At 56.7% G+C, this 18,871-nt stretch carries 18 protein-coding genes; 15 read left to right on the forward strand and 3 right to left on the reverse strand.

Going from position 1 to position 18,871, the window contains the following annotated elements; genetic code table 11:
- Positions 1-65: 65 nt before the first annotated feature.
- A complete protein-coding gene (locus IB212_RS20135) occupies positions 66-869 on the reverse strand; it encodes a DeoR family transcriptional regulator (protein ID WP_041907932.1) in 804 nt (267 codons plus the stop codon).
- A gap of 239 nt (positions 870-1,108) precedes the next feature.
- Between IB212_RS20135 and kbaZ the strand changes: the two genes are divergently transcribed.
- The 11 genes from kbaZ to IB212_RS20190 all read left to right on the forward strand — a co-directional run bounded on the left by kbaZ (position 1,109) and on the right by IB212_RS20190 (position 13,207).
- Positions 1,109-2,416 (forward strand): tagatose-bisphosphate aldolase subunit KbaZ, encoded by a 1,308-nt coding sequence (kbaZ, locus tag IB212_RS20140; protein WP_041907931.1) that lies wholly within the window; start codon positions 1,109-1,111, stop codon positions 2,414-2,416.
- A 20-nt stretch (positions 2,417-2,436) separates the two neighbouring features.
- Positions 2,437-2,910 carry a PTS N-acetylgalactosamine transporter subunit IIB gene (agaV, locus tag IB212_RS20145; protein ID WP_041907928.1) on the forward strand — a complete coding sequence of 158 codons (474 nt, stop codon included), beginning with the start codon at positions 2,437-2,439 and terminating at the stop codon, positions 2,908-2,910.
- Between the two features lie 10 nt (positions 2,911-2,920).
- Positions 2,921-3,700 carry a PTS N-acetylgalactosamine transporter subunit IIC gene (gene agaW, locus IB212_RS20150; protein ID WP_041907926.1) on the forward strand — a complete coding sequence of 260 codons (780 nt, stop codon included), beginning with the start codon at positions 2,921-2,923 and terminating at the stop codon, positions 3,698-3,700.
- Positions 3,690-4,568 carry a PTS N-acetylgalactosamine transporter subunit IID gene (gene agaE, locus IB212_RS20155; RefSeq protein ID WP_024906386.1) on the forward strand — a complete coding sequence of 293 codons (879 nt, stop codon included), beginning with the start codon at positions 3,690-3,692 and terminating at the stop codon, positions 4,566-4,568. The genes agaW and agaE overlap by 11 nt, the downstream gene beginning before the upstream one ends.
- 16 nt (positions 4,569-4,584) lie before the next feature.
- Complete coding sequence (gene agaF / locus IB212_RS20160) at positions 4,585-5,019, forward strand: PTS galactosamine/N-acetylgalactosamine transporter subunit IIA (RefSeq protein WP_041907923.1); 435 nt, start codon at positions 4,585-4,587, stop codon at positions 5,017-5,019.
- Positions 5,016-6,149: an N-acetylglucosamine-6-phosphate deacetylase gene (nagA, locus tag IB212_RS20165; protein WP_041907921.1), complete on the forward strand. Its 1,134-nt coding sequence runs from the start codon at positions 5,016-5,018 to the stop codon at positions 6,147-6,149. Before agaF ends, nagA begins: the two co-directional genes overlap by 4 nt.
- A 246-nt stretch (positions 6,150-6,395) precedes the next feature.
- Entirely contained in the window at positions 6,396-7,544 is a 1,149-nt protein-coding gene (locus IB212_RS20170) for an SIS domain-containing protein (RefSeq protein WP_041907919.1), read from the forward strand.
- A 12-nt stretch (positions 7,545-7,556) separates the two neighbouring features.
- Complete coding sequence (kbaY, locus tag IB212_RS20175) at positions 7,557-8,429, forward strand: tagatose-bisphosphate aldolase subunit KbaY (protein WP_041907917.1); 873 nt, start codon at positions 7,557-7,559, stop codon at positions 8,427-8,429.
- Between the two features lie 116 nt (positions 8,430-8,545).
- The gene (gene malX, locus IB212_RS20180) at positions 8,546-10,117 is read left to right on the forward strand and encodes a maltose/glucose-specific PTS transporter subunit IIBC (protein ID WP_041907915.1); all 1,572 of its coding nucleotides are present in this window, start codon (positions 8,546-8,548) and stop codon (positions 10,115-10,117) included.
- Positions 10,118-10,129: 12 nt separating this feature from the next.
- The gene (locus tag IB212_RS20185) at positions 10,130-11,302 is read left to right on the forward strand and encodes a MalY/PatB family protein (RefSeq protein WP_041907913.1); all 1,173 of its coding nucleotides are present in this window, start codon (positions 10,130-10,132) and stop codon (positions 11,300-11,302) included.
- A 15-nt stretch (positions 11,303-11,317) separates the two neighbouring features.
- Positions 11,318-13,207 carry an enterotoxin gene (locus IB212_RS20190; protein WP_041907911.1) on the forward strand — a complete coding sequence of 630 codons (1,890 nt, stop codon included), beginning with the start codon at positions 11,318-11,320 and terminating at the stop codon, positions 13,205-13,207.
- Positions 13,208-13,226: 19 nt separating this feature from the next.
- On the opposite strand, the gene IB212_RS20195 is transcribed toward IB212_RS20190, so the two are convergent.
- Both IB212_RS20195 and rsmI read right to left on the reverse strand, forming a co-directional pair.
- Positions 13,227-14,207, reverse strand: a complete 981-nt coding sequence (locus IB212_RS20195; protein ID WP_041907910.1) for a Fic family protein — start codon at positions 14,205-14,207, stop codon at positions 13,227-13,229.
- 5 nt (positions 14,208-14,212) lie between these two features.
- Complete coding sequence (gene rsmI, locus IB212_RS20200; RefSeq protein WP_041907909.1) at positions 14,213-15,076, reverse strand: 16S rRNA (cytidine(1402)-2'-O)-methyltransferase; 864 nt, start codon at positions 15,074-15,076, stop codon at positions 14,213-14,215.
- A gap of 62 nt (positions 15,077-15,138) precedes the next feature.
- Between rsmI and IB212_RS20205 the strand changes: the two genes are divergently transcribed.
- The 4 genes from IB212_RS20205 to dolP are packed head-to-tail and all read left to right on the forward strand — an operon-like array spanning position 15,139 to position 18,836.
- Entirely contained in the window at positions 15,139-17,286 is a 2,148-nt protein-coding gene (locus IB212_RS20205; RefSeq protein WP_041907908.1) for a penicillin-binding protein activator, read from the forward strand.
- Positions 17,244-17,639, forward strand: a complete 396-nt coding sequence (locus IB212_RS20210; protein WP_028014533.1) for a YraN family protein — start codon at positions 17,244-17,246, stop codon at positions 17,637-17,639. The genes IB212_RS20205 and IB212_RS20210 overlap by 43 nt, the downstream gene beginning before the upstream one ends.
- Positions 17,640-17,660: 21 nt before the next feature.
- A complete protein-coding gene (gene diaA / locus IB212_RS20215) occupies positions 17,661-18,251 on the forward strand; it encodes a DnaA initiator-associating protein DiaA (protein WP_003861754.1) in 591 nt (196 codons plus the stop codon).
- 9 nt (positions 18,252-18,260) lie between these two features.
- Positions 18,261-18,836: a division/outer membrane stress-associated lipid-binding lipoprotein gene (gene dolP / locus IB212_RS20220; protein ID WP_028014534.1), complete on the forward strand. Its 576-nt coding sequence runs from the start codon at positions 18,261-18,263 to the stop codon at positions 18,834-18,836.
- The last annotated feature ends 35 nt before the right edge of the window (positions 18,837-18,871 follow it).

The following is an 18,871-nucleotide window of genomic DNA, read 5'->3' on the forward strand; positions in this document are numbered from 1 at the left end:
TGTCCCCGAACAAGTGTTCACTATGTCCCCGGACCGTACACCCATAGGGGAGAGGGTAAAAAACCTTAAACCAACACCACCTCAATCCCGCTTTTTCGCAGCCCTTCCAAACTCTCCGCCGGAATGCCTTCATCGACGATAATCATATCAATCCGTTGTGTATCAATGATTTTATGCAGGCTTGAGCGGTTAAATTTGCTGGAGTCTGTGACCACAATAATGCGCTCCGCCACCTCGCACATTTTGCGGTTCAGACGGGCTTCGTCCTCGTTGTGCGTGCTCACGCCGCGATCGAGATCGATGGCGTCAACGCCCAGGAACAGCAGGTCGAAATGGTAATTCTGTAGCGACTGTTCTGCCTGGTCACCGTAGAAAGATTGCGACTGACGGCGCAGATGCCCGCCGGTCATCAGCAGTTCCACCCCTTCCGCTTCCAGCAACGCATTCGCGACATTCATACCGTTGGTCATCGCAATCACGTCCGTGTGCTGGCGCAGCATGCGGGCGATTTCAAACGTTGTGGTGCCGGAGTCCAGAATAATTCGGTGCCCGGGTTTGACCAGCGCGGCTGCGGCCTGCGCGATGCTGCGCTTCACCGCCGTATTCAGCGAGCTTTTATCCTCCACGGAAGGCTCAGCGCCCGGCATGTTGCCTTCGCAAATCAATGCCCCACCGTAAGCGCGAACGGCAATGCCCTGCTTTTCCAGGAAGGCCAGATCGTTACGTATCGTCACCGTCGATACGCCGTACAGATGAGACAGGTCGTTAACCTGCACGCTTCCCTGCGCCCGCAACCGCTGAATGATCTGCTCTCGCCTTTCGCTGGTGCCGGTGATGCGCTTTTCCGCGGATGAATCGGTGCTGCTCATACGAGCTCCTTAATAAATAGTCTTTCGTTTCATTTCGTTTGGTCTATTAAGGCCTTTCCTTTACGCGAATGCAACCCCTGTCTGGTGAGACTACGCAAGATGACACGGCGCTGAAACCTTTCATTATGTTTCTTTTGTGAAACAGATCGGAAATCTATTATCTTTCGTTTTATTTTTATATCACCATAATGCAGGATTAAGTGAAACAAAACGAAAGATGAATACCATCACCATCCGAAATGGAGAGGAAAGTGAAACATCTGACAGATATGGTGGAACACCATAAACGGGGGAATGCAAACGGGATTTATGCCGTCTGTTCCGCACATCCATTGGTACTTGAAGCTGCCATTCGTTACGCGCATTCGCATCAGACGCCGCTCTTAATTGAAGCCACCTCCAACCAGGTGGATCAGTTTGGCGGCTATACCGGCATGACGCCTGCGGATTTTCACGGGTTTGTCTGCCAGCTGGCCGACTCGCTCGGTTTCCCGACGTCACAGCTGATCCTCGGCGGCGATCATCTTGGCCCTAACCGCTGGCAAAAGCTGCCTGCTTTGCAGGCGATGGCAAATGCCGACGATCTGATCAAAAGCTATGTTGCTGCCGGATTCAAAAAGATCCACCTCGACTGCAGCATGTCCTGCGCGGACGACCCGGTTCCCCTGACCGACGCTATCGTCGCCGAACGCGCCGCGCGTCTGGCTAAGATTGCCGAAGCGACCTGCCGCGAACAGTTTGGTGAATCCGATCTGGTCTACGTTATCGGCACGGAAGTACCGGTTCCCGGTGGCGCGCACGAGACGCTCACCGAACTTGCGGTCACCACGCCGGACGCGGCCCGCGCCACGCTTGAAGCGCACCGCCACGCGTTCGAAAAGGAAGGCTTAAGCGACATCTGGCCGCGCATTATTGGCCTGGTGGTCCAGCCTGGCGTGGAGTTCGACCACGCGCACGTCTGCGACTATCAGCCGCAGAAAGCCGTTGCTCTGAGCAAAATGGTTGAAGCCTACGATACGCTGGTGTTTGAAGCCCACTCCACCGACTACCAGACGCCGCAGGCGCTGCGCCAGCTGGTAAAGGATCACTTTGCCATCCTGAAAGTTGGCCCCGCCCTGACCTTCGCCCTGCGCGAAGCGCTGTTCTCACTGGCCGCCATTGAAGAGGAACTGCTGCCTGCAAAAGCCAGCTCTGGCCTGCGCCATGTGCTGGAAAACGTCATGCTTGACCGGCCGGAATACTGGCAAAGCCATTACCACGGTGACGGCAATGCCCGACGCCTGGCGCGCGGCTACAGCTACTCTGACCGCGTGCGCTATTACTGGCCCGATAGCCAGATTGACGACGCCTTTGAACGACTGGTACGCAACCTGGCGGATGAACCGCTCCCGCTGCCGCTGATCAGCCAGTACCTGCCGCTGCAGTACAGCAAAGTTCGCGAGGGCGCTCTCAAGTCAACGCCACGGGAACTCATCATCGACCACATTCAGGACATACTTCAGCTGTATCACGCCGCCTGCGAAGGCGTAACGACTCAAAACGCATAATTAAAAAAGAGGAAAACGCTATGCCAAACATTGTTTTATGCCGCATTGATGAACGCCTGATCCACGGCCAGGTGGGCGTGCAGTGGGTAGGGTTTGCGGGGGCAAACCTGGTGCTGGTCGCTAACGATGAGGTGGCTGAAGATCCGGTTCAACAGAACCTGATGGAGATGGTACTTGCGGAAGGGATCGCCGTGCGCTTCTGGTCGCTGCAAAAAGTGATCGACAACATTCACCGCGCCGCCGACCGTCAGAAGATCCTGCTGGTCTGCAAATCACCTGCCGATTTTCTGAAGCTCGTTGAGGGCGGCGTGCCCATCACCCGTATCAACGTAGGAAACATGCACTACGTCAGTGGCAAACAACAAATTGCCAAAACGGTCTCCGTCGACGCGGACGATATCGCCGCGTTCAACGGCCTGAAAGCGGCCGGGGTGGAATGCTTCGTTCAGGGCGTTCCGACAGAAACTGCTTTGGATCTCTTTAAACTGCTCTGAGGGATTCACAATGGAAATCAGTCTGTTGCAGGCGCTGGGATTGGGCATACTCGCCTTTATCGCCGGTCTGGATATGTTTAACGGCTTAACACACATGCACCGTCCGGTGGTACTCGGGCCGCTGGTCGGCCTGATTCTGGGCGATCTGCACACCGGCATTTTGACCGGCGGTACGTTAGAGCTTGTCTGGATGGGGCTGGCACCGCTGGCAGGGGCACAACCACCTAACGTCATTATCGGGACTATCGTGGGCACCGCATTTGCCATCAGCACCGGTGTGAAGCCAGAAGTTGCGGTTGGCGTCGCCGTCCCGTTTGCCGTTGCGGTACAGATGGGGATTACGTTCCTCTTCTCGGTGATGTCCGGCGTGATGTCCCGCTGCGATCGTATGGCGGCGAACGCCGACACTAACGGTATCGAACGGGTCAACTATCTGGCGCTGCTGGCACTCGGTATTTTCTATTTTTTGTGTGCGTTCCTGCCAATTTACTTCGGTGCGGAACACGCGAAAACCGCCATTGATGTCCTGCCTGCACGGTTAATAGACGGTCTCGGCGTCGCGGGCGGCATCATGCCAGCGATCGGCTTCGCCGTGCTGCTGAAGATCATGATGAAAAACGCCTACATCCCTTACTTCATTATCGGTTTTGTCGCCGCGGCCTGGCTCAAGCTTCCTGTACTGGCGATTGCGGCGGCGGCGCTGGCCATGGCGCTGATCGACCTGATGCGTAAATCACCTGAACCGACGGCTCCCGCAGCTCAGAAAGAGGAATTCGAAGATGGCATCTAATCAAACAACGTTGCCGGGCGTGTCAGAAAGCGAAGAGACGTTGCTCACCGGCGTAAATGAAAACGTCTACGAAGACCAGAGTATTGGTGCCGAGCTGACGAAAAAGGATATTAACCGAGTGGCCTGGCGTTCCATGCTGCTGCAGGCCTCGTTCAACTACGAACGTATGCAGGCCTCTGGCTGGCTGTATGGGTTACTGCCTGCACTGAAAAAGATCCACACCAACAAGCGGGATCTGGCGCGGGCGATGAAAGGCCATATGGGCTTCTTTAACACCCACCCGTTCCTGGTGACCTTTGTTATCGGCATTATCCTGGCGATGGAACGCTCCAAGCAGGATGTGAACAGCATCCAGAGCACCAAGATTGCCGTGGGTGCGCCGCTTGGCGGTATTGGCGACGCCATGTTCTGGCTGACGCTGCTGCCCATCTGCGGCGGTATTGGTGCCAGCCTCGCGCTGCAAGGCTCCATTCTGGGGGCAGTGGTCTTTATCGTGCTGTTTAACGTGGTCCATCTTGGCCTGCGTTTTGGGCTGGCGCACTACGCATACCGGATGGGCGTTGCGGCCATCCCGCTGATTAAAGCCAACACCAAAAAGGTCGGTCATGCGGCTTCCATCGTTGGGATGACTGTGATTGGCGCACTGGTCGCAACCTATGTCCGCCTTAATACAACGCTCGAAATCAAAGCGGGTGATGCGGTTGTTAAACTGCAGGCCGACGTGATCGATAAGCTAATGCCTGCGTTCCTGCCGCTGGTCTATACCCTGACGATGTTCTGGCTGGTACGCCGCGGCTGGAGCCCGCTGCGGCTGATCGGTATCACCGTGCTGCTGGGCGTTGTCGGTAAATTCTGTCACTTCCTGTAAAAGCAAAGAGGTTGCGATGTTAGGCATAATTTTGACGGGTCACGGCGGTTTTGCCAGCGGGCTTGAGCAGGCGATGAAGCAGATCCTCGGCGAGCAGCCGCAGTTTATCGCCATCGATTTTCCGGAAACCTCCACCACCGCGCGGCTGACCGCTCAGCTTGAGCAGGCGGTGAGCGAACTCGATGCAGAGCACGATGTTGTGTTTCTTACCGACCTGCTCGGCGGCACGCCGTTTCGCGTGGCGTCAACGCTCGCGATGCAAAGACCGGGCAGCGAAGTCATCACCGGCACTAACCTGCAGCTATTGCTGGAGATGGTGCTGGAGCGCGACGGATTAAGCAGCGAAGCGTTTCGTCTGCAGGCGCTGGAGTGCGGACACCGCGGCCTGACGAGCCTGGCGGACGAGCTGGGGCGCTGTCGCGAGGAAGCTCCGGCTGAGGAAGGGATATGAGCCAGCTGCTGCGCGCGCATCGTCTACTCACCGAACAGGGATGGCTGGATGACCACCAGCTACGCATTGAAAGCGGCGCGGTTGCGGCGATTGAACCCATCCCGGCGGGCGTTACGGCGCGCGATGCGGAGCTGCTTTGCCCGGCCTATATCGATACGCACGTCCACGGCGGCGCGGGTGTGGACGTCATGGATGATGCGCCCGACGCGCTGGATACCCTGGCGATGCATAAAGCGCGTGAAGGCGTGGGCGCATTTCTGCCCACCACCGTCACCGCGCCGCTGGAGATTATCCACGCCGCGCTGATGCGTATTGCCCGGCACAGTCACTCCGGAGGCCCCGGCGCGCAGATCCTGGGCAGTTATCTGGAAGGACCGTACTTTACGCCGCAGAACAAAGGAGCGCATCCGCCGGAGCTGTTCCGGGAGCTGGATATCGCCGAGCTGGATGCACTGATCGCGGTTTCTGATAACACGCTACGGGTAGTGGCGCTCGCGCCAGAAAAGCCCGGCGCGCTGCAGGCGATTCGCCATCTTAAACGGCGCGGTATACGCGTGATGCTGGGCCACAGCGCTGCCACGTACCAGCAAACTCTCGCCGCGTTTGACGCGGGTGCCGACGGGCTGGTGCACTGTTACAACGGCATGACGGGGCTGCACCACAGAGAGCCCGGCATGGTCGGCGCAGGGCTTACGGACCAACGGGCGTGGCTGGAGCTGATTGCCGACGGCCACCACGTCCATCCGGGGGCGATGCGCTTATGCTGCTGCTGCGCGCAGGATCGCGTGGTGCTGATTACCGATGCCATGCAGGCGGCAGGTATGCCGGACGGACGGTACACGCTCTGTGGTGAAGAGGTCTCGATGCAAAACGGCGTGGTTCGAACCCGCTCCGGCGGGCTGGCGGGTAGCACGCTGTCGCTGGATGCCGCGGTCAGGAATATGGTGGAGTATGCGGGCGTAACCGCCGAAGACGCTATCCATATGGCCTCGCTGCACCCTGCCCGCCTGCTGGGCGTTGATGGTCAGCTTGGATCCTTAGCCCCGGGTAAACGTGCCAATATCATTGCGCTGGACGGGGGTTTACATCTCCGGCAGATCTGGATTCAGGGCCAGGCTCTCCCCCTTTAGCCCTTTCATTGTGTCTCGTGTTGGCTTTACGGCAGCAAACCGTAAGGCCTTTCTTTTCCTTTCCTTAAATTTTCCCTTTCCTTTCACGATCACACTTTTCGTTTTATTTCTTTTCTTCCATTGAAGTTTCGATTTCTTTTCTATAGATTTTATTTAACTGCTTAAGTGAACAAGTGAAACGAAACGAAAGATAGCGACACGATTGCCAGCGTCTGATGTGGAATTCACACGACTAAGGACTGAGTTATGCCACAAACCACTACCGCCGCCACAACCGGCACCTGGACCGAGGAAGAGATCCGCCAGCAGCCTGCCAGCTGGATCCGCTCGCTCAACAACATCGATAGCCTGCGCGCTTCGATCGACAGTTTCCTGACGCCGCTGCTGCGCAAGCACGATCTGCGGATCGTCCTGACCGGCGCGGGCACGTCCGCGTTTATCGGCGATATCATTGCGCCATGGCTTGCGAGCCACACCGGGAAAAACTTTGCCGCCGTTCCAACGACCGATCTGGTTACTAATCCGATGGATTACTTCAGTCCGGCACATCCGCTGCTGCTGATATCGTTTGCCCGCTCCGGCAACAGCCCGGAAAGCGTCGCGGCCGTTGAGCTGGCAAACCAGTTCGTGCCGGAGTGCTACCACCTGTCGATTACCTGCAACGAGGCGGGGAGCCTGTACCAGAACGCCGTCGACAGCGATAACGCCTTTGCCCTGCTGATGCCTGCCGAAACGCACGATCGCGGGTTTGCGATGACCAGCAGCATCACCACCATGATGGCAAGCTGTCTGGCCGTGTTCGCCCCGGAAACGATCAATAGCCACACCTTCCGCGACATCGCCGATCGCTGTCAGGCGATCCTCACTACACTCGGCGATTTCAGCCACGGCGTCTTTGGCAATGAAGCATGGAAACGCGTTGTCTATCTGGGAAGCGGCGGCCTGCAGGGCGCGGCGCGCGAATCGGCGCTGAAGGTGCTGGAGCTGACGGCGGGCAAGCTGGCGGCATTTTACGACTCCCCGACGGGCTTCCGTCACGGGCCTAAGTCTCTGGTCGATAACGAAACGCTGGTGGTGGTGTTTATTTCCAGCCATCCATATACGCGTCAGTACGATCTGGATCTGCTTGCTGAGCTGCGCCGCGATCGCCAGGCCCTGCGCGTCGTCGCCATCGCAGCTGAAAACGATCCGGTCATTGAAGCGGGTCCGCACATTCTGCTGCCGCCTTCACGTCCGTTTATCGATATGGAACAGGCGTTCTGCTTCCTGATGTATGCCCAAGTCTTTGCACTCACCCAGTCGATCAGCGTAGGCAATACGCCCGATACGCCATCCGCCAGCGGGACGGTTAACCGCGTGGTGCAGGGCGTTGTTATTCACCCGTGGCAGGCTTAAGAGGATCTGATTATGAGTATTATCTCGACCAAATATCTTCTGCAGGACGCGCAGGCAAAAGGCTACGCCGTTCCGGCGTTCAACATTCACAACGCGGAGACGATCCAGGCGATCCTTGAAGTGTGCAGCGAAATGCGATCGCCGGTGATCCTCGCGGGCACGCCGGGCACCTTTAAACACATTGCGCTGGAAGAGATCTACGCCCTGTGCAGCGCGTATTCCCTCACTTATGACATGCCGCTGGCGTTGCATCTCGACCACCACGAATCACTGGACGATATTCGCCGCAAGGTCAACGCGGGCGTGCGCAGCGCGATGATCGACGGCAGCCACTATCCGTTTGAACAGAACGTGAAGCTGGTGAAGTCGGTGGTCGATTTCTGCCACCTTAACGACTGCAGCGTCGAAGCCGAGCTGGGCCGCCTGGGCGGCGTGGAAGATGATATGAGCGTGGACGCCGAAAGCGCGTTCCTCACCGATCCGCAGGAAGCGAAACGCTTCGTCGAACTAACCGGCGTCGATAGCCTTGCCGTCGCCATCGGCACCGCGCACGGCCTGTATACCAAACGCCCGAAAATCGACTTCCAGCGGCTGGCGGAAATCCGCGAAGTGGTCACCGTGCCGCTGGTGCTGCACGGCGCGAGCGATGTGCCGGATGAGGATGTGCGTCGCACCATCGAGCTGGGCGTGTGCAAAGTCAACGTGGCCACCGAACTGAAAATTGCCTTCTCTGACGCGGTGAAAGCCTGGTTTGCCGAAAACCCGCAGGGTAACGATCCGCGCTTCTACATGCGGGTCGGCATGGACGCCATGAAAGAGGTGGTCAGAAGCAAGATCGCCGTTTGCGGCTCGGCAAACCGGTTCCTGCTTCCGGCCGAAGCCTGATCCCATCGCGCATTACGTCAATGCCTAAAAAATAACTATAAGCCTCGCAAATATGAAGGCGCGTCCTTAAGCCGGACAGCGCCTTCGATTATCCTAAAAATCCGAGGAGTCCCTACATGACACAGGAAAAGTCGTTTAAATCGAAAGCGTGGGAATTTTTCCAAAGCCTGGGAAAGACGTTTATGTTCCCGGTCTCTCTGCTGGCCTTCATGGGGTTGCTGCTGGGTATCGGTAGCTCCGTCACCAGCCCTTCCACTATTAAAAGTTTTCCCTTTCTGGGCGGTGAGTTAACGCAGCTGACCTTTGGCTTTATCGCCATGGTGGGCGGCTTCGCCTTTACCTATCTGCCGCTGATGTTTGCCATGGCGATCCCGATGGGTCTTGCCAAACGCAACAAGGCCGTAGGCGCTTTTGCCGGGTTCGTTGGCTACATGCTGATGAACATGAGCATTAACTACTACCTGACTGCCACCCACCAGCTTGCCGACGCCGCCACCATGAGACAGGTAGGTCAATCTATCGTGCTGGGGATACAGACCCTGGAGATGGGCGTGCTGGGCGGCATTGTAGTTGGGGTGATTACCTATTTCCTGCACGAGCGTTTTCAGGACACGGTTCTCCACGACGCCTTTGCCTTCTTTAGCGGCATCCGTTTTGTGCCGATTATCACCGCCCTCACCCTTTCACTGGTCGGGCTGTTTATTCCCCTGCTGTGGGAATACGTGGCGCTGGGGATTGCCGGAATTGGCCATATCATTCAGAGCACCAGCGTTTTCGGACCGTTCCTGTACGGTGTAGGCGTGCTGCTGCTTAAACCCTTTGGTCTGCACCATATTCTGCTGGCGATGGTGCGCTTCACGCCGGCAGGAGGCATTGAAATGGTCAACGGTCACGAAGTGGCCGGCGCGCTGAATATCTTCTACGCCGAGCTGAAAGCCGGACTGCCGTTTAGCCCGCACGTGACCGCGTTTCTGTCACAAGGCTTTATGCCGACCTTTATCTTTGGCTTACCTGCCGTGGCGTACGCCATCTACCGCACCGCGCGCCCGGAAAACCGCCCGGTGATTAAGGGGCTGTTGCTTTCCGGCGTGCTGGTTTCCGTCGTCACCGGTATTTCAGAGCCGATTGAGTTCCTGTTCCTGTTTATCGCCCCCGCGCTTTACGTCTTCCATATCGTGATGTCTGGCCTGGCGCTGATGGTGATGGCCCTGCTGGGGGTAACCATCGGCAACACCGACGGCGGGATTTTGGATCTGCTGATCTTCGGCGTCATGCAGGGGATGTCGACCAAATGGTATCTGCTGTTCCCGGTGGGCATTGCCTGGTTTGCTATCTACTTCTTCGTCTTTCGCTGGTACATCCTCAAACACGATATCAAGACGCCGGGACGTGAAGTGGACGCGCAGGGTGCGCAGCAGGCCGTCGAAGCCAACACCCGCGCGCGCGGAAAATCGAAATACGATCATGGGCTTATCCTGCGCGCGCTCGGTGGCAAAGAGAACATCGAGTCGCTCGACAACTGCATCACCCGCTTGCGCCTTGTGGTGAAAGAGATGGGCCTTATCGATCAGCAGGCGCTGAAAGCGGCTGGCGCCCTGTCAGTGGTGGTGCTGGATGCCCACAGCGTTCAGGTGATCATCGGCCCGCAGGTGCAGAGCGTCAAAACCGGCATTGAAGCCTTAATCTAACAGGGGGTTGTTGTGTTTGATTTCGACAAAATCATCGAGCGTAAAAGCGATAAGTGCCGTAAATGGGACCATGCGTTTGTCTGCTCACGCTTTGGTGATGTCCCGCAGGGTTTTATCCCGCTGTGGATCGCAGATATGGATTTCACCTCGCCACCGGCCGTGATTGAAGGCTTCCAGCGCATCGTGGAGCATGGCACCTTTGGCTATACCTGGTGCTTCGACGAATTTTACGATGCGGTGATGGCCTTCCAGCGCACGCGTCATCAGGTTGATGTGGAGAAGTCGTGGATCACCCTGACCTACGGCACCGTCTCCACGCTGCATTACACGGTCCAGGCGTTCTGTACGCCTGGCGATAGCGTGATGATGAACACGCCGGTCTACGACCCGTTTGCGATGGCGGCACAGCGCCAGGGCGTGCGGGTGCTTGCTAACCCGCTGTGCGTGAAGGAAAACCTCTATCAGCTGGATTTTAATCTGATAGAAGATCAGCTCAAAACCCACCGCCCGAAACTGTGGTTCTTCTGCTCGCCGCATAACCCTTCGGGCAGGATCTGGCGCGCGGATGAGATACGCCAGGTGTCCGATCTCTGTAAACGCTACGGCACGATTCTGGTGGTCGATGAGGTTCACGCCGAGCACATTCTGGACGGCACATTCGTCAGCTGTCTGACGTCCGGCTGTGCAGCACAGGACAACCTGATTGTGCTGACTTCTCCGAACAAAGCCTTCAACCTGGGCGGACTAAAAACGTCCTACTCCATGATCCCGGACGCCTCACTGCGCCAGCGCTTCCGCCAGCAGCTTGAGAAGAACTCGATTACCTCACCCAATATGTTCGGCGTGTGGGGAATTATCCTGGCCTATCAGCACGGCCTGCCGTGGCTCGACGCGCTGAACGAGTATCTACAAAACAATGCGCGCTACCTTGCGGACGCTATTCAGACCCACTTCCCGGCCTGGAAGATGATGAACCCGGAATCGTCGTATCTGGCCTGGATAGACGTAAGCGCCGACGAGCGCAGCGCCACAGAGTTGACCCAACATTTCGCCCAACAGGCCGGTGTCGTGATTGAAGACGGCAGCCACTATGTACAAAACGGCGAAAACTACCTGCGGATTAACTTCGGCACCCAGCGCTACTGGCTGGAGCAATCCATCAACCGAATGCTGAAGCATTACTGATTAGGATCTTAACCGATGAAAAAAGTGCTCACTCTCTCGCTGCTGGCTTTCTCTGTTTCTCACGGCGCTCTGGCCGCGAACTACGCGCTCAGTAACGACAACATTGCCTTGTCATTTGACGATGCAAACGCAACGGTCGTGGTTAAGGACAGCAAAGCTAACCATCCGCTCACGCCGCAGGAGCTGTTCTTTCTGACGCTACCGGATGAAACAAAAATCCACACCGCTGATTTTAAAATCAAGCACGTCGAAAAGCAGGACAACGCGATAGTCATCGACTTTACGCATCCGGATTTTAACGTGACGGTGAAACTGAACCTGGTGAAGGGAAAATACGCCAGCATCGACTACACCGTTGCCGCCGTCGGGCAGCCGCGAGACGTGGCGAAAATTACCTTCTTCCCGACCAAAAAACAGTCTCAGGCACCCTATGTCGACGGGGCGATCAACAGCTCACCGATCGTTGCTGATTCGTTCTTTATTTTGCCGGACAAGCCCATCGTTAACACTTACGCCTATGAAGCGACCACCAATCTCAACGTAGAACTGAAAACGCCGATCCAGCCGGAAACGCCGGTCAGCTTTACCACCTGGTTCGGCACCTTCCCGGAAACCAGCCAGCTACGACGCAGCGTGAACCAGTTTATTGATGCCGTGCGTCCTCGACCGTACAAGCCTTATCTGCACTATAACAGCTGGATGGATATCGGCTTTTTCAATCCGTACACCGAGCAGGATGTGCTGGGGCGGATGGACGAGTGGAATAAGGAGTTTATTACCGGACGCGGCGTGGCGCTGGACGCCTTCCTGCTGGACGACGGCTGGGACGACCTTACCGGTCGCTGGCTGTTTGGCCCGGCATTCAGCAACGGTTTTGGCAAGGTTCGGGAAAAAGCCGACAGCCTGCACAGCTCGGTCGGACTGTGGCTCTCACCGTGGGGAGGCTACAACAAGCCGCGCGACGTTCGCGTCTCGCATGCAAACGAGTATGGGTTCGAAACCGTCGACGGGAAGCTGGCGCTGTCAGGGCCGAACTACTTTAAGAACTTCAATGAGCAGATCGTTAATCTTATCAAAAATGAACACATTACCTCATTCAAGCTGGACGGGATGGGGAATGCCAACGCGCATATCCAGGGCAGCCCGTATGCCTCGGATTTTGACGCCTCTATCGCCCTGCTGCATAACATGCGCAGCGCCAACCCGAATCTGTTTATCAACCTGACGACAGGTACCAACGCCAGCCCGTCCTGGCTGTTCTACGCCGATTCTATCTGGCGCCAGGGCGATGACATCAACCTGTACGGCCCCGGCACGCCGGTTCAGCAGTGGATGACCTACCGCGATGCGGAAACGTACCGCTCCATTGTGCGCAAAGGCCCGCTGTTCCCGCTGAACTCGCTGATGTACCACGGGATCGTCAGCGCAGAAAATGCCTATTACGGGCTGGAAAAAGTACAAACGGACAGCGATTTTGCCGATCAGGTCTGGAGCTACTTCGCGACCGGCACGCAGCTGCAGGAGCTGTATATCACCCCTTCAATGCTGAACAAGGCGAAGTGGGATACCCTGGCGCAGGCGGCGAAGTGGTCGCGGGATAACGCCAGCGTGCTGGTGGATACGCACTGGATTGGTGGTGATCCAACAGCACTGCAGATTTACGGCTGGGCATCCTGGAGCAAGGACAAAGCGATTCTCGGCTTGCGTAACCCGTCGGATAAGCCGCAAAGCTACTTCCTGGATTTGGCGAAAGATTTCGAAATCCCGACAGGAAACGCGGCGCAATTTCGTCTGAGAGCGGTGTACGGCAGTAATTCAACCGTACCGGAGGAGTACAAAAACGCGGTGGTGATTACGCTGCAGCCGCTGGAAACGCTGGTGTTTGAGGCGATGCCTGGTAAATAAAACCTTTTCATCTGGCAGGTTAAGTCATGACCTGCCAGCTTCCCCCTTTCCTTGCCCCCAGGCGTTTTAATTTACCTTTTGTTTGCAAAGAATGGAGATAACGTTCCGCAGTGCGGGAAGCCACGCCCAGTGCAGAGGCCAACATTACCGCAGTCATTTGCGGCTGAACGGTAAGAAGCTCAAGGATGGACTTTTCCTTTTCCGACAGTTCTTCCGACATTTTTTCCGACATGACGGACGACATACCTATGCCTTCCCGCAAAGCTTCGGTCATATTTTGCAGCATAAATTCCACGAATGCCGTGCAATCACTGGCCCGATCGCATTGCTCTAAAATCTGGTAATAGCGCGCTTGCTGGAAGTGAATGAGCGTCTCAACGGGCAGCCATGCAAGTTCGGCGCGCCACTGGCTTAAGATCAACGTTTGCCACAGCCGCCCCATGCGGCCATTTCCATCCGAAAAGGGATGAATAAACTCAAACTCGTAATGAAATACCGAGCTGACAATCAGCGGGTGAAGATCGGTTTGCTTAAGCCAGGCAAGAAGATCGTCGATAAGACGGTTCATCTGTGAGGCTGGCGGAGCCATGTGGACTAACTGGTTTCCACGGTACACCCCTACGTCCCCATTTCTGAGCGTTCCGGGATGATCGACCAGACCCTTCATCAATAATCGGTGTGCACTGAGTAAGTCGTTGAGCTTCCAGGGCTTCCATTCGGGCAATTTCTCATATGCCAGGATAGCGTTGCGTACTTCCTGAATATCTTTTTCAGGAGCAAGTACGCGTTTGCCATCCATGATTGCCGTCACCTGCCCTGTCGTCAGCGAGTTATGTTCAATGGCTAGCGAGGCCTGAATGGTTCGAATACGGTTCTCTTTACGGAGTAGCGGAGAAGTTCGACCTGAATGTGCCGCCCAATGTCCTAATAGCTCACCAATCTCAACCACCTGATTGAGGATAAAGGGTGTGATGGTGAAAGGAGGCTGATAGCGGCTCATCTGGCTTACTCCCCCTGCTGCTCCAGCGCATACTTATACAGCGCATTTTTCTTCACGCCGTGAATCTCTGCTGCTAATGCCGCCGCTTTCTTCAGCGGCAGTTCGGCCTGCAGCAAGGCCAGCGTGCGCAGCGCATCAGCAGGCAGGGCATCCTCTTCCGCCCTATGCCCTTCGACAATCAGCACCATTTCGCCTTTGCGGCGGTTTTCGTCTTCCTTCACCCACGCCAGCAGTTCACCGACTGGCGCGCCGTGAATGGTTTCCCAGGTTTTGGTCAGCTCACGCGCCAGCACCACGTAGCGGCCTTCTCCCCAGACGGTCACCATATCTTCCAGGCTCTCCAGCAGGCGGTGAGTGGATTCGTAGAAGATCAGGGTACGCGGCTCGGCTTCCAGTTCCTTTAATACATCGCGACGGCCTTTGGATTTGGCAGGGAGGAAGCCTTCATAGCAGAAACGGTCAGACGGCAAACCTGCGGCGCTTAACGCAGCAATCGCGGCGCAAGGCCCCGGCAGTGGCACAACGCGAATCCCGGCTTCGCGACAGGTGCGCACCAGATGGTAGCCAGGATCGTTAATCAGCGGCGTCCCGGCGTCAGAGACCAGCGCGATGTTCTGCCCCTCTTTGAGCTTCGCCACCAGCGTTTCGGCTTTTTGTTGCTCATTGTGATCGTGCAGGGCAAACAAACGGGCGTTAATCGCGAAATGTTGCAGCAGTAAACCGGTGTGGCGGGTGTCTTCAGCGGCAATTAAATCAACAGCTTGCAATACGTTCAGCGCACGTTGGGTAATATCAGACAAATTCCCGATAGGAGTAGGTACAATATAAAGCTGGCCTTGAGAATTATCTGCCGTTTCGTGTTGTTTCATTGTTTCGTCCGTATTGCCGATTTAATATTGAGCATTGCGTAAAAAAAATCACTGGATACAGTATGGTACCGTTAACGTTTCTTCGAAAAAAAGCCACGCGCAGCGTGCCGCTGCTGCTCGCAGCCCTGATTTTTGCAGGCTGTGGCACCCAGGCACCTGACCAGAGCACCGCCCATCTTCAGGGCTCCGCTCAGGCTGATTCTGGCTTTTATCTGCAACAAATGTCGCAGAGTACAAATGATACCAGGATCAACTGGCAATTACTCGCCATTCGTGCACTGCTGAAAGAGGGCAAAACCCAGCAGGCTGCCGAGCTGTTCGGCCAACTGCCGAAAGAGCTTAACGATACTCAGCAACTTGAGCAGAGCCTGCTCTCTGCCGAGCTGAAGGTCGCGCAGAAAGATTATGATGGCGCGAAAAAGATCCTGGGGGGCATCGACCTGAGCGCGCTGGATAAAAACCAGCAGGCGCGCTTCTGGCAGGCGGGCATTACCGCTGAGCAGGGACGCCCTTCCCTGACGCTCCTGCGTGCCTTGATTGCCCAGGAGCCGCTGCTCGCCGGTGCCGACAAGCAGAAAAATATTGATGCCACCTGGCAGGCGCTTGCCTCGATGACCCAGGATCAGGCAAAGGCGCTGGTCATTAACGCGGACGAAAACGTGCTTCAGGGCTGGCTTGATCTGCAGCAGATGTGGTTTAACAACCGCAGCGATCCAAAAATGCTGAAAGCCGGTATTACCGACTGGCAGACCCGTTACCCGCAGAACCCGGGCGCAAAAATGCTGCCAACCCAACTGGTGAATGTGCAGAACTTTAAGCCTGCGTCGACAAGCAAAATTGCGCTGCTTCTGCCGCTGAATGGCCAGGCGGCAGTGTTTGGCCGTACGATTCAACAGGGCTTTGAAGCGGCGAAAAACGGCACCACGCCGGTAACGGGCAGTGCGGTTCCGGTGCAGGCAGCGCAGGCGGCCAACGTGAACGACGTTGTCAGTCCCTCTGCCGCCGAGACCAGTGACCTGACCACCGCACAAACCCCGGCGCAGGGTACAATGCAAAATCCGGTTACCGCACCGACTACCCCTCCAGCGACGGCAGCACCAGCAGCACAGGCTCCGGCTGAGGCACAAGCGACGCCTGCACCAGAGGCAACGGCAGAACAGCCTCAACAGCAGCCGGCACAACCAGCATCACAACCTGCCGCTCAGCCGCAGGCCGTGGCGACCGCCAGCGCGAACCCTGGCGCTGAGCTGAAAATCTACGACACCAGTTCGAAGCCGCTTGACCAGGTGCTGGCGCAGGTTCAGCAGGACGGGGCAAGCATCGTTGTCGGCCCGCTGCTGAAAAACAACGTGGAAGAGCTGATGAAGAGCAATACCACGTTGAACGTACTGGCGCTCAACCAGCCGGAACAAGTTCAGAACCGGGCCAATATTTGCTACTTCGCACTCTCTCCGGAAGATGAAGCCCGCGATGCGGCACGTCATATCCACGAGCAGGGTAAACAGGCCCCGCTGCTGCTGATCCCGCGCAGTACGCTGGGCGATCGCGTGGCTAATGCTTTTGCCGACGAGTGGCAGAAGCTGGGCGGCGGCATCGTGCTGCAGCAGAAATTCGGTTCCGTCTCTGAACTGCGTGCGGGCGTTAACGGTGGAGCGGGTATCGCGCTTAACGGCAGTCCGGTTTCCGCCAGCCTGCCGCAGCAGCAGAGCGTGACCATTGGCGGCCTGACCATCCCTGCCCCGCCAACCGACGCGCAGATAAGCGGTGGTGGTAAAGTGGATGCGGCCTATATCGTTGCCACGCCGCAGGAGATCGCCTTTATCAAGCCGATGATCGCGATGCGTAACGGCAGCCAGAGCGGCGCAACGCTCTACGCCAGCTCCCGCAGCGCACAGGGCACCGCAGGCCCGGATTTCCGTCTGGAAATGGACGGCCTGCAGTACAGCGAAATCCCGATGCTGGCGGGCAGCAACCCGGCGCTGATGCAGCAGGCGCTAAGCTCCGTACGTAACGACTACTCTCTGGCGCGTCTGTATGCGATGGGTGTTGATGCGTGGGCGCTGGCAAACCACTTTACCCAGATGCGTCAGGTGCCGGGCTTTGAGCTTAACGGCAACACCGGCGATCTGACCGCCACTCAGGACTGTGTGATTAACAGGAAGTTATCATGGCTCAAATACCAGCAGGGGCAAATCGTCCCGGCCAGTTAAGCCGTAAAGAGACCGGCGATGCATGGGAGTTAAAAGCGCGTCGCTGGCTCGAAGGCAAAGGACTGCGCTTTATCGCCGCCAACGTCCGCGGGCGCGGCGGCGAAATTGATCTGATCATGAAAGACGGTCAGGTGATTGTGTTTGTAGAAGTCCGCTTTCGACAGTCTTCCCGTTTTGGCGGTGCTGCCGCCAGCGTGACGCTCGCCAAACAACATAAATTATTACAGACTGCCCACTTGTGGCTTGCCCGCCATAATGGGAGCTTTGATACTGTGGATTGCCGTTTCGATGTGATAGCCTTCACCGGAAATGAGATCGAATGGCTTAAAAACGCTTTTGGCGAAGACGCATAATTAAGATTTAAAAGGGATAACGTGCTCGAAAGAATTAAAGTGTGCTTCACAGAAAGCATCCAGACTCAGATTGCCGCGGCGGAAGCCCTTCCGGACGCGATCTCTCGCGCTGCAATGACGCTGGTGCAATCCCTGCTTAACGGCAACAAAATCCTCTGTTGTGGCAACGGAACCTCAGCCGCCAACGCACAGCATTTTGCTGCCAGCATGATTAACCGTTTTGAAACCGAACGCCCGAGTTTACCTGCCATTGCACTTAATACCGATAATGTGGTCTTAACAGCGATTGCTAACGATCGTCTGCATGACGAAATTTACGCAAAGCAGGTGCGCGCCCTGGGGCATGCCGGCGATGTGCTGCTGGCGATCTCCACGCGCGGCAACAGCCGGGACATCGTCAAAGCCGTTGAAGCCGCCGTTACCCGCGACATGACCATCGTCGCCTTAACCGGCTATGACGGCGGTGAGCTGGCGGGTCTGCTCGGGCCGCAGGATGTGGAAATCCGCATTCCGTCTCACCGTAGCGCACGTATCCAGGAGATGCATATGCTCACGGTGAACTGCTTATGCGATTTGATCGATAACACGCTTTTCCCTCACCAGGATGATTAAGGAGTTTTTATGAAGGCTTTATCGACCCTCGCAGTCCTTATGTCTGCATTACTGCTTCAGGGATGTATCGCTGCGGCCGTTGTGGGTACTGCCGCAGTAGGCACCAAAGCGGCGACCGATCCGCGCTCAGTGGGAACGCAGGTGGATGACGGTACGCTGGAGCTGCGGGTCAACAGTGCGCTGTCGAAAGACGAACAAATCAAGAAAGAAGCGCGTATCAACGTGACGGCTTATCAGGGCAAAGTCCTGCTGACGGGTCAGGCACCGAATACCGAACTCTCCAGCCGCGCGAAGCAGATCGCAATGGGCGTTGAGGGCACCACGGAAGTCTTCAATGAAATCCGCCAGGGTCAGCCAATCAGCCTGGGCACCGCGTCGTCTGACACCTGGATCACCACCAAAGTCCGCTCCCAGCTGCTGGGTTCAGACCAGGTGAAATCCTCAAACGTGAAGGTAACGACCGAAAACGGTGAAGTGTTCCTGCTGGGTCTGGTGACCGATCGTGAAGGGAAAGCGGCGGCCGATATCGCCAGCCGGGTGAGCGGCGTGAAGCATGTCACCACCGCGTTTACCTACATTAAGTAATCCACGTCTGACTAAAGGCCCGGTAGGCGCGAGCG

The organism is Enterobacter sp. E12 (assembly GCF_014596715.2).
GTDB classification, from domain to species: Bacteria; Pseudomonadota; Gammaproteobacteria; order Enterobacterales; family Enterobacteriaceae; genus Enterobacter; species Enterobacter bugandensis.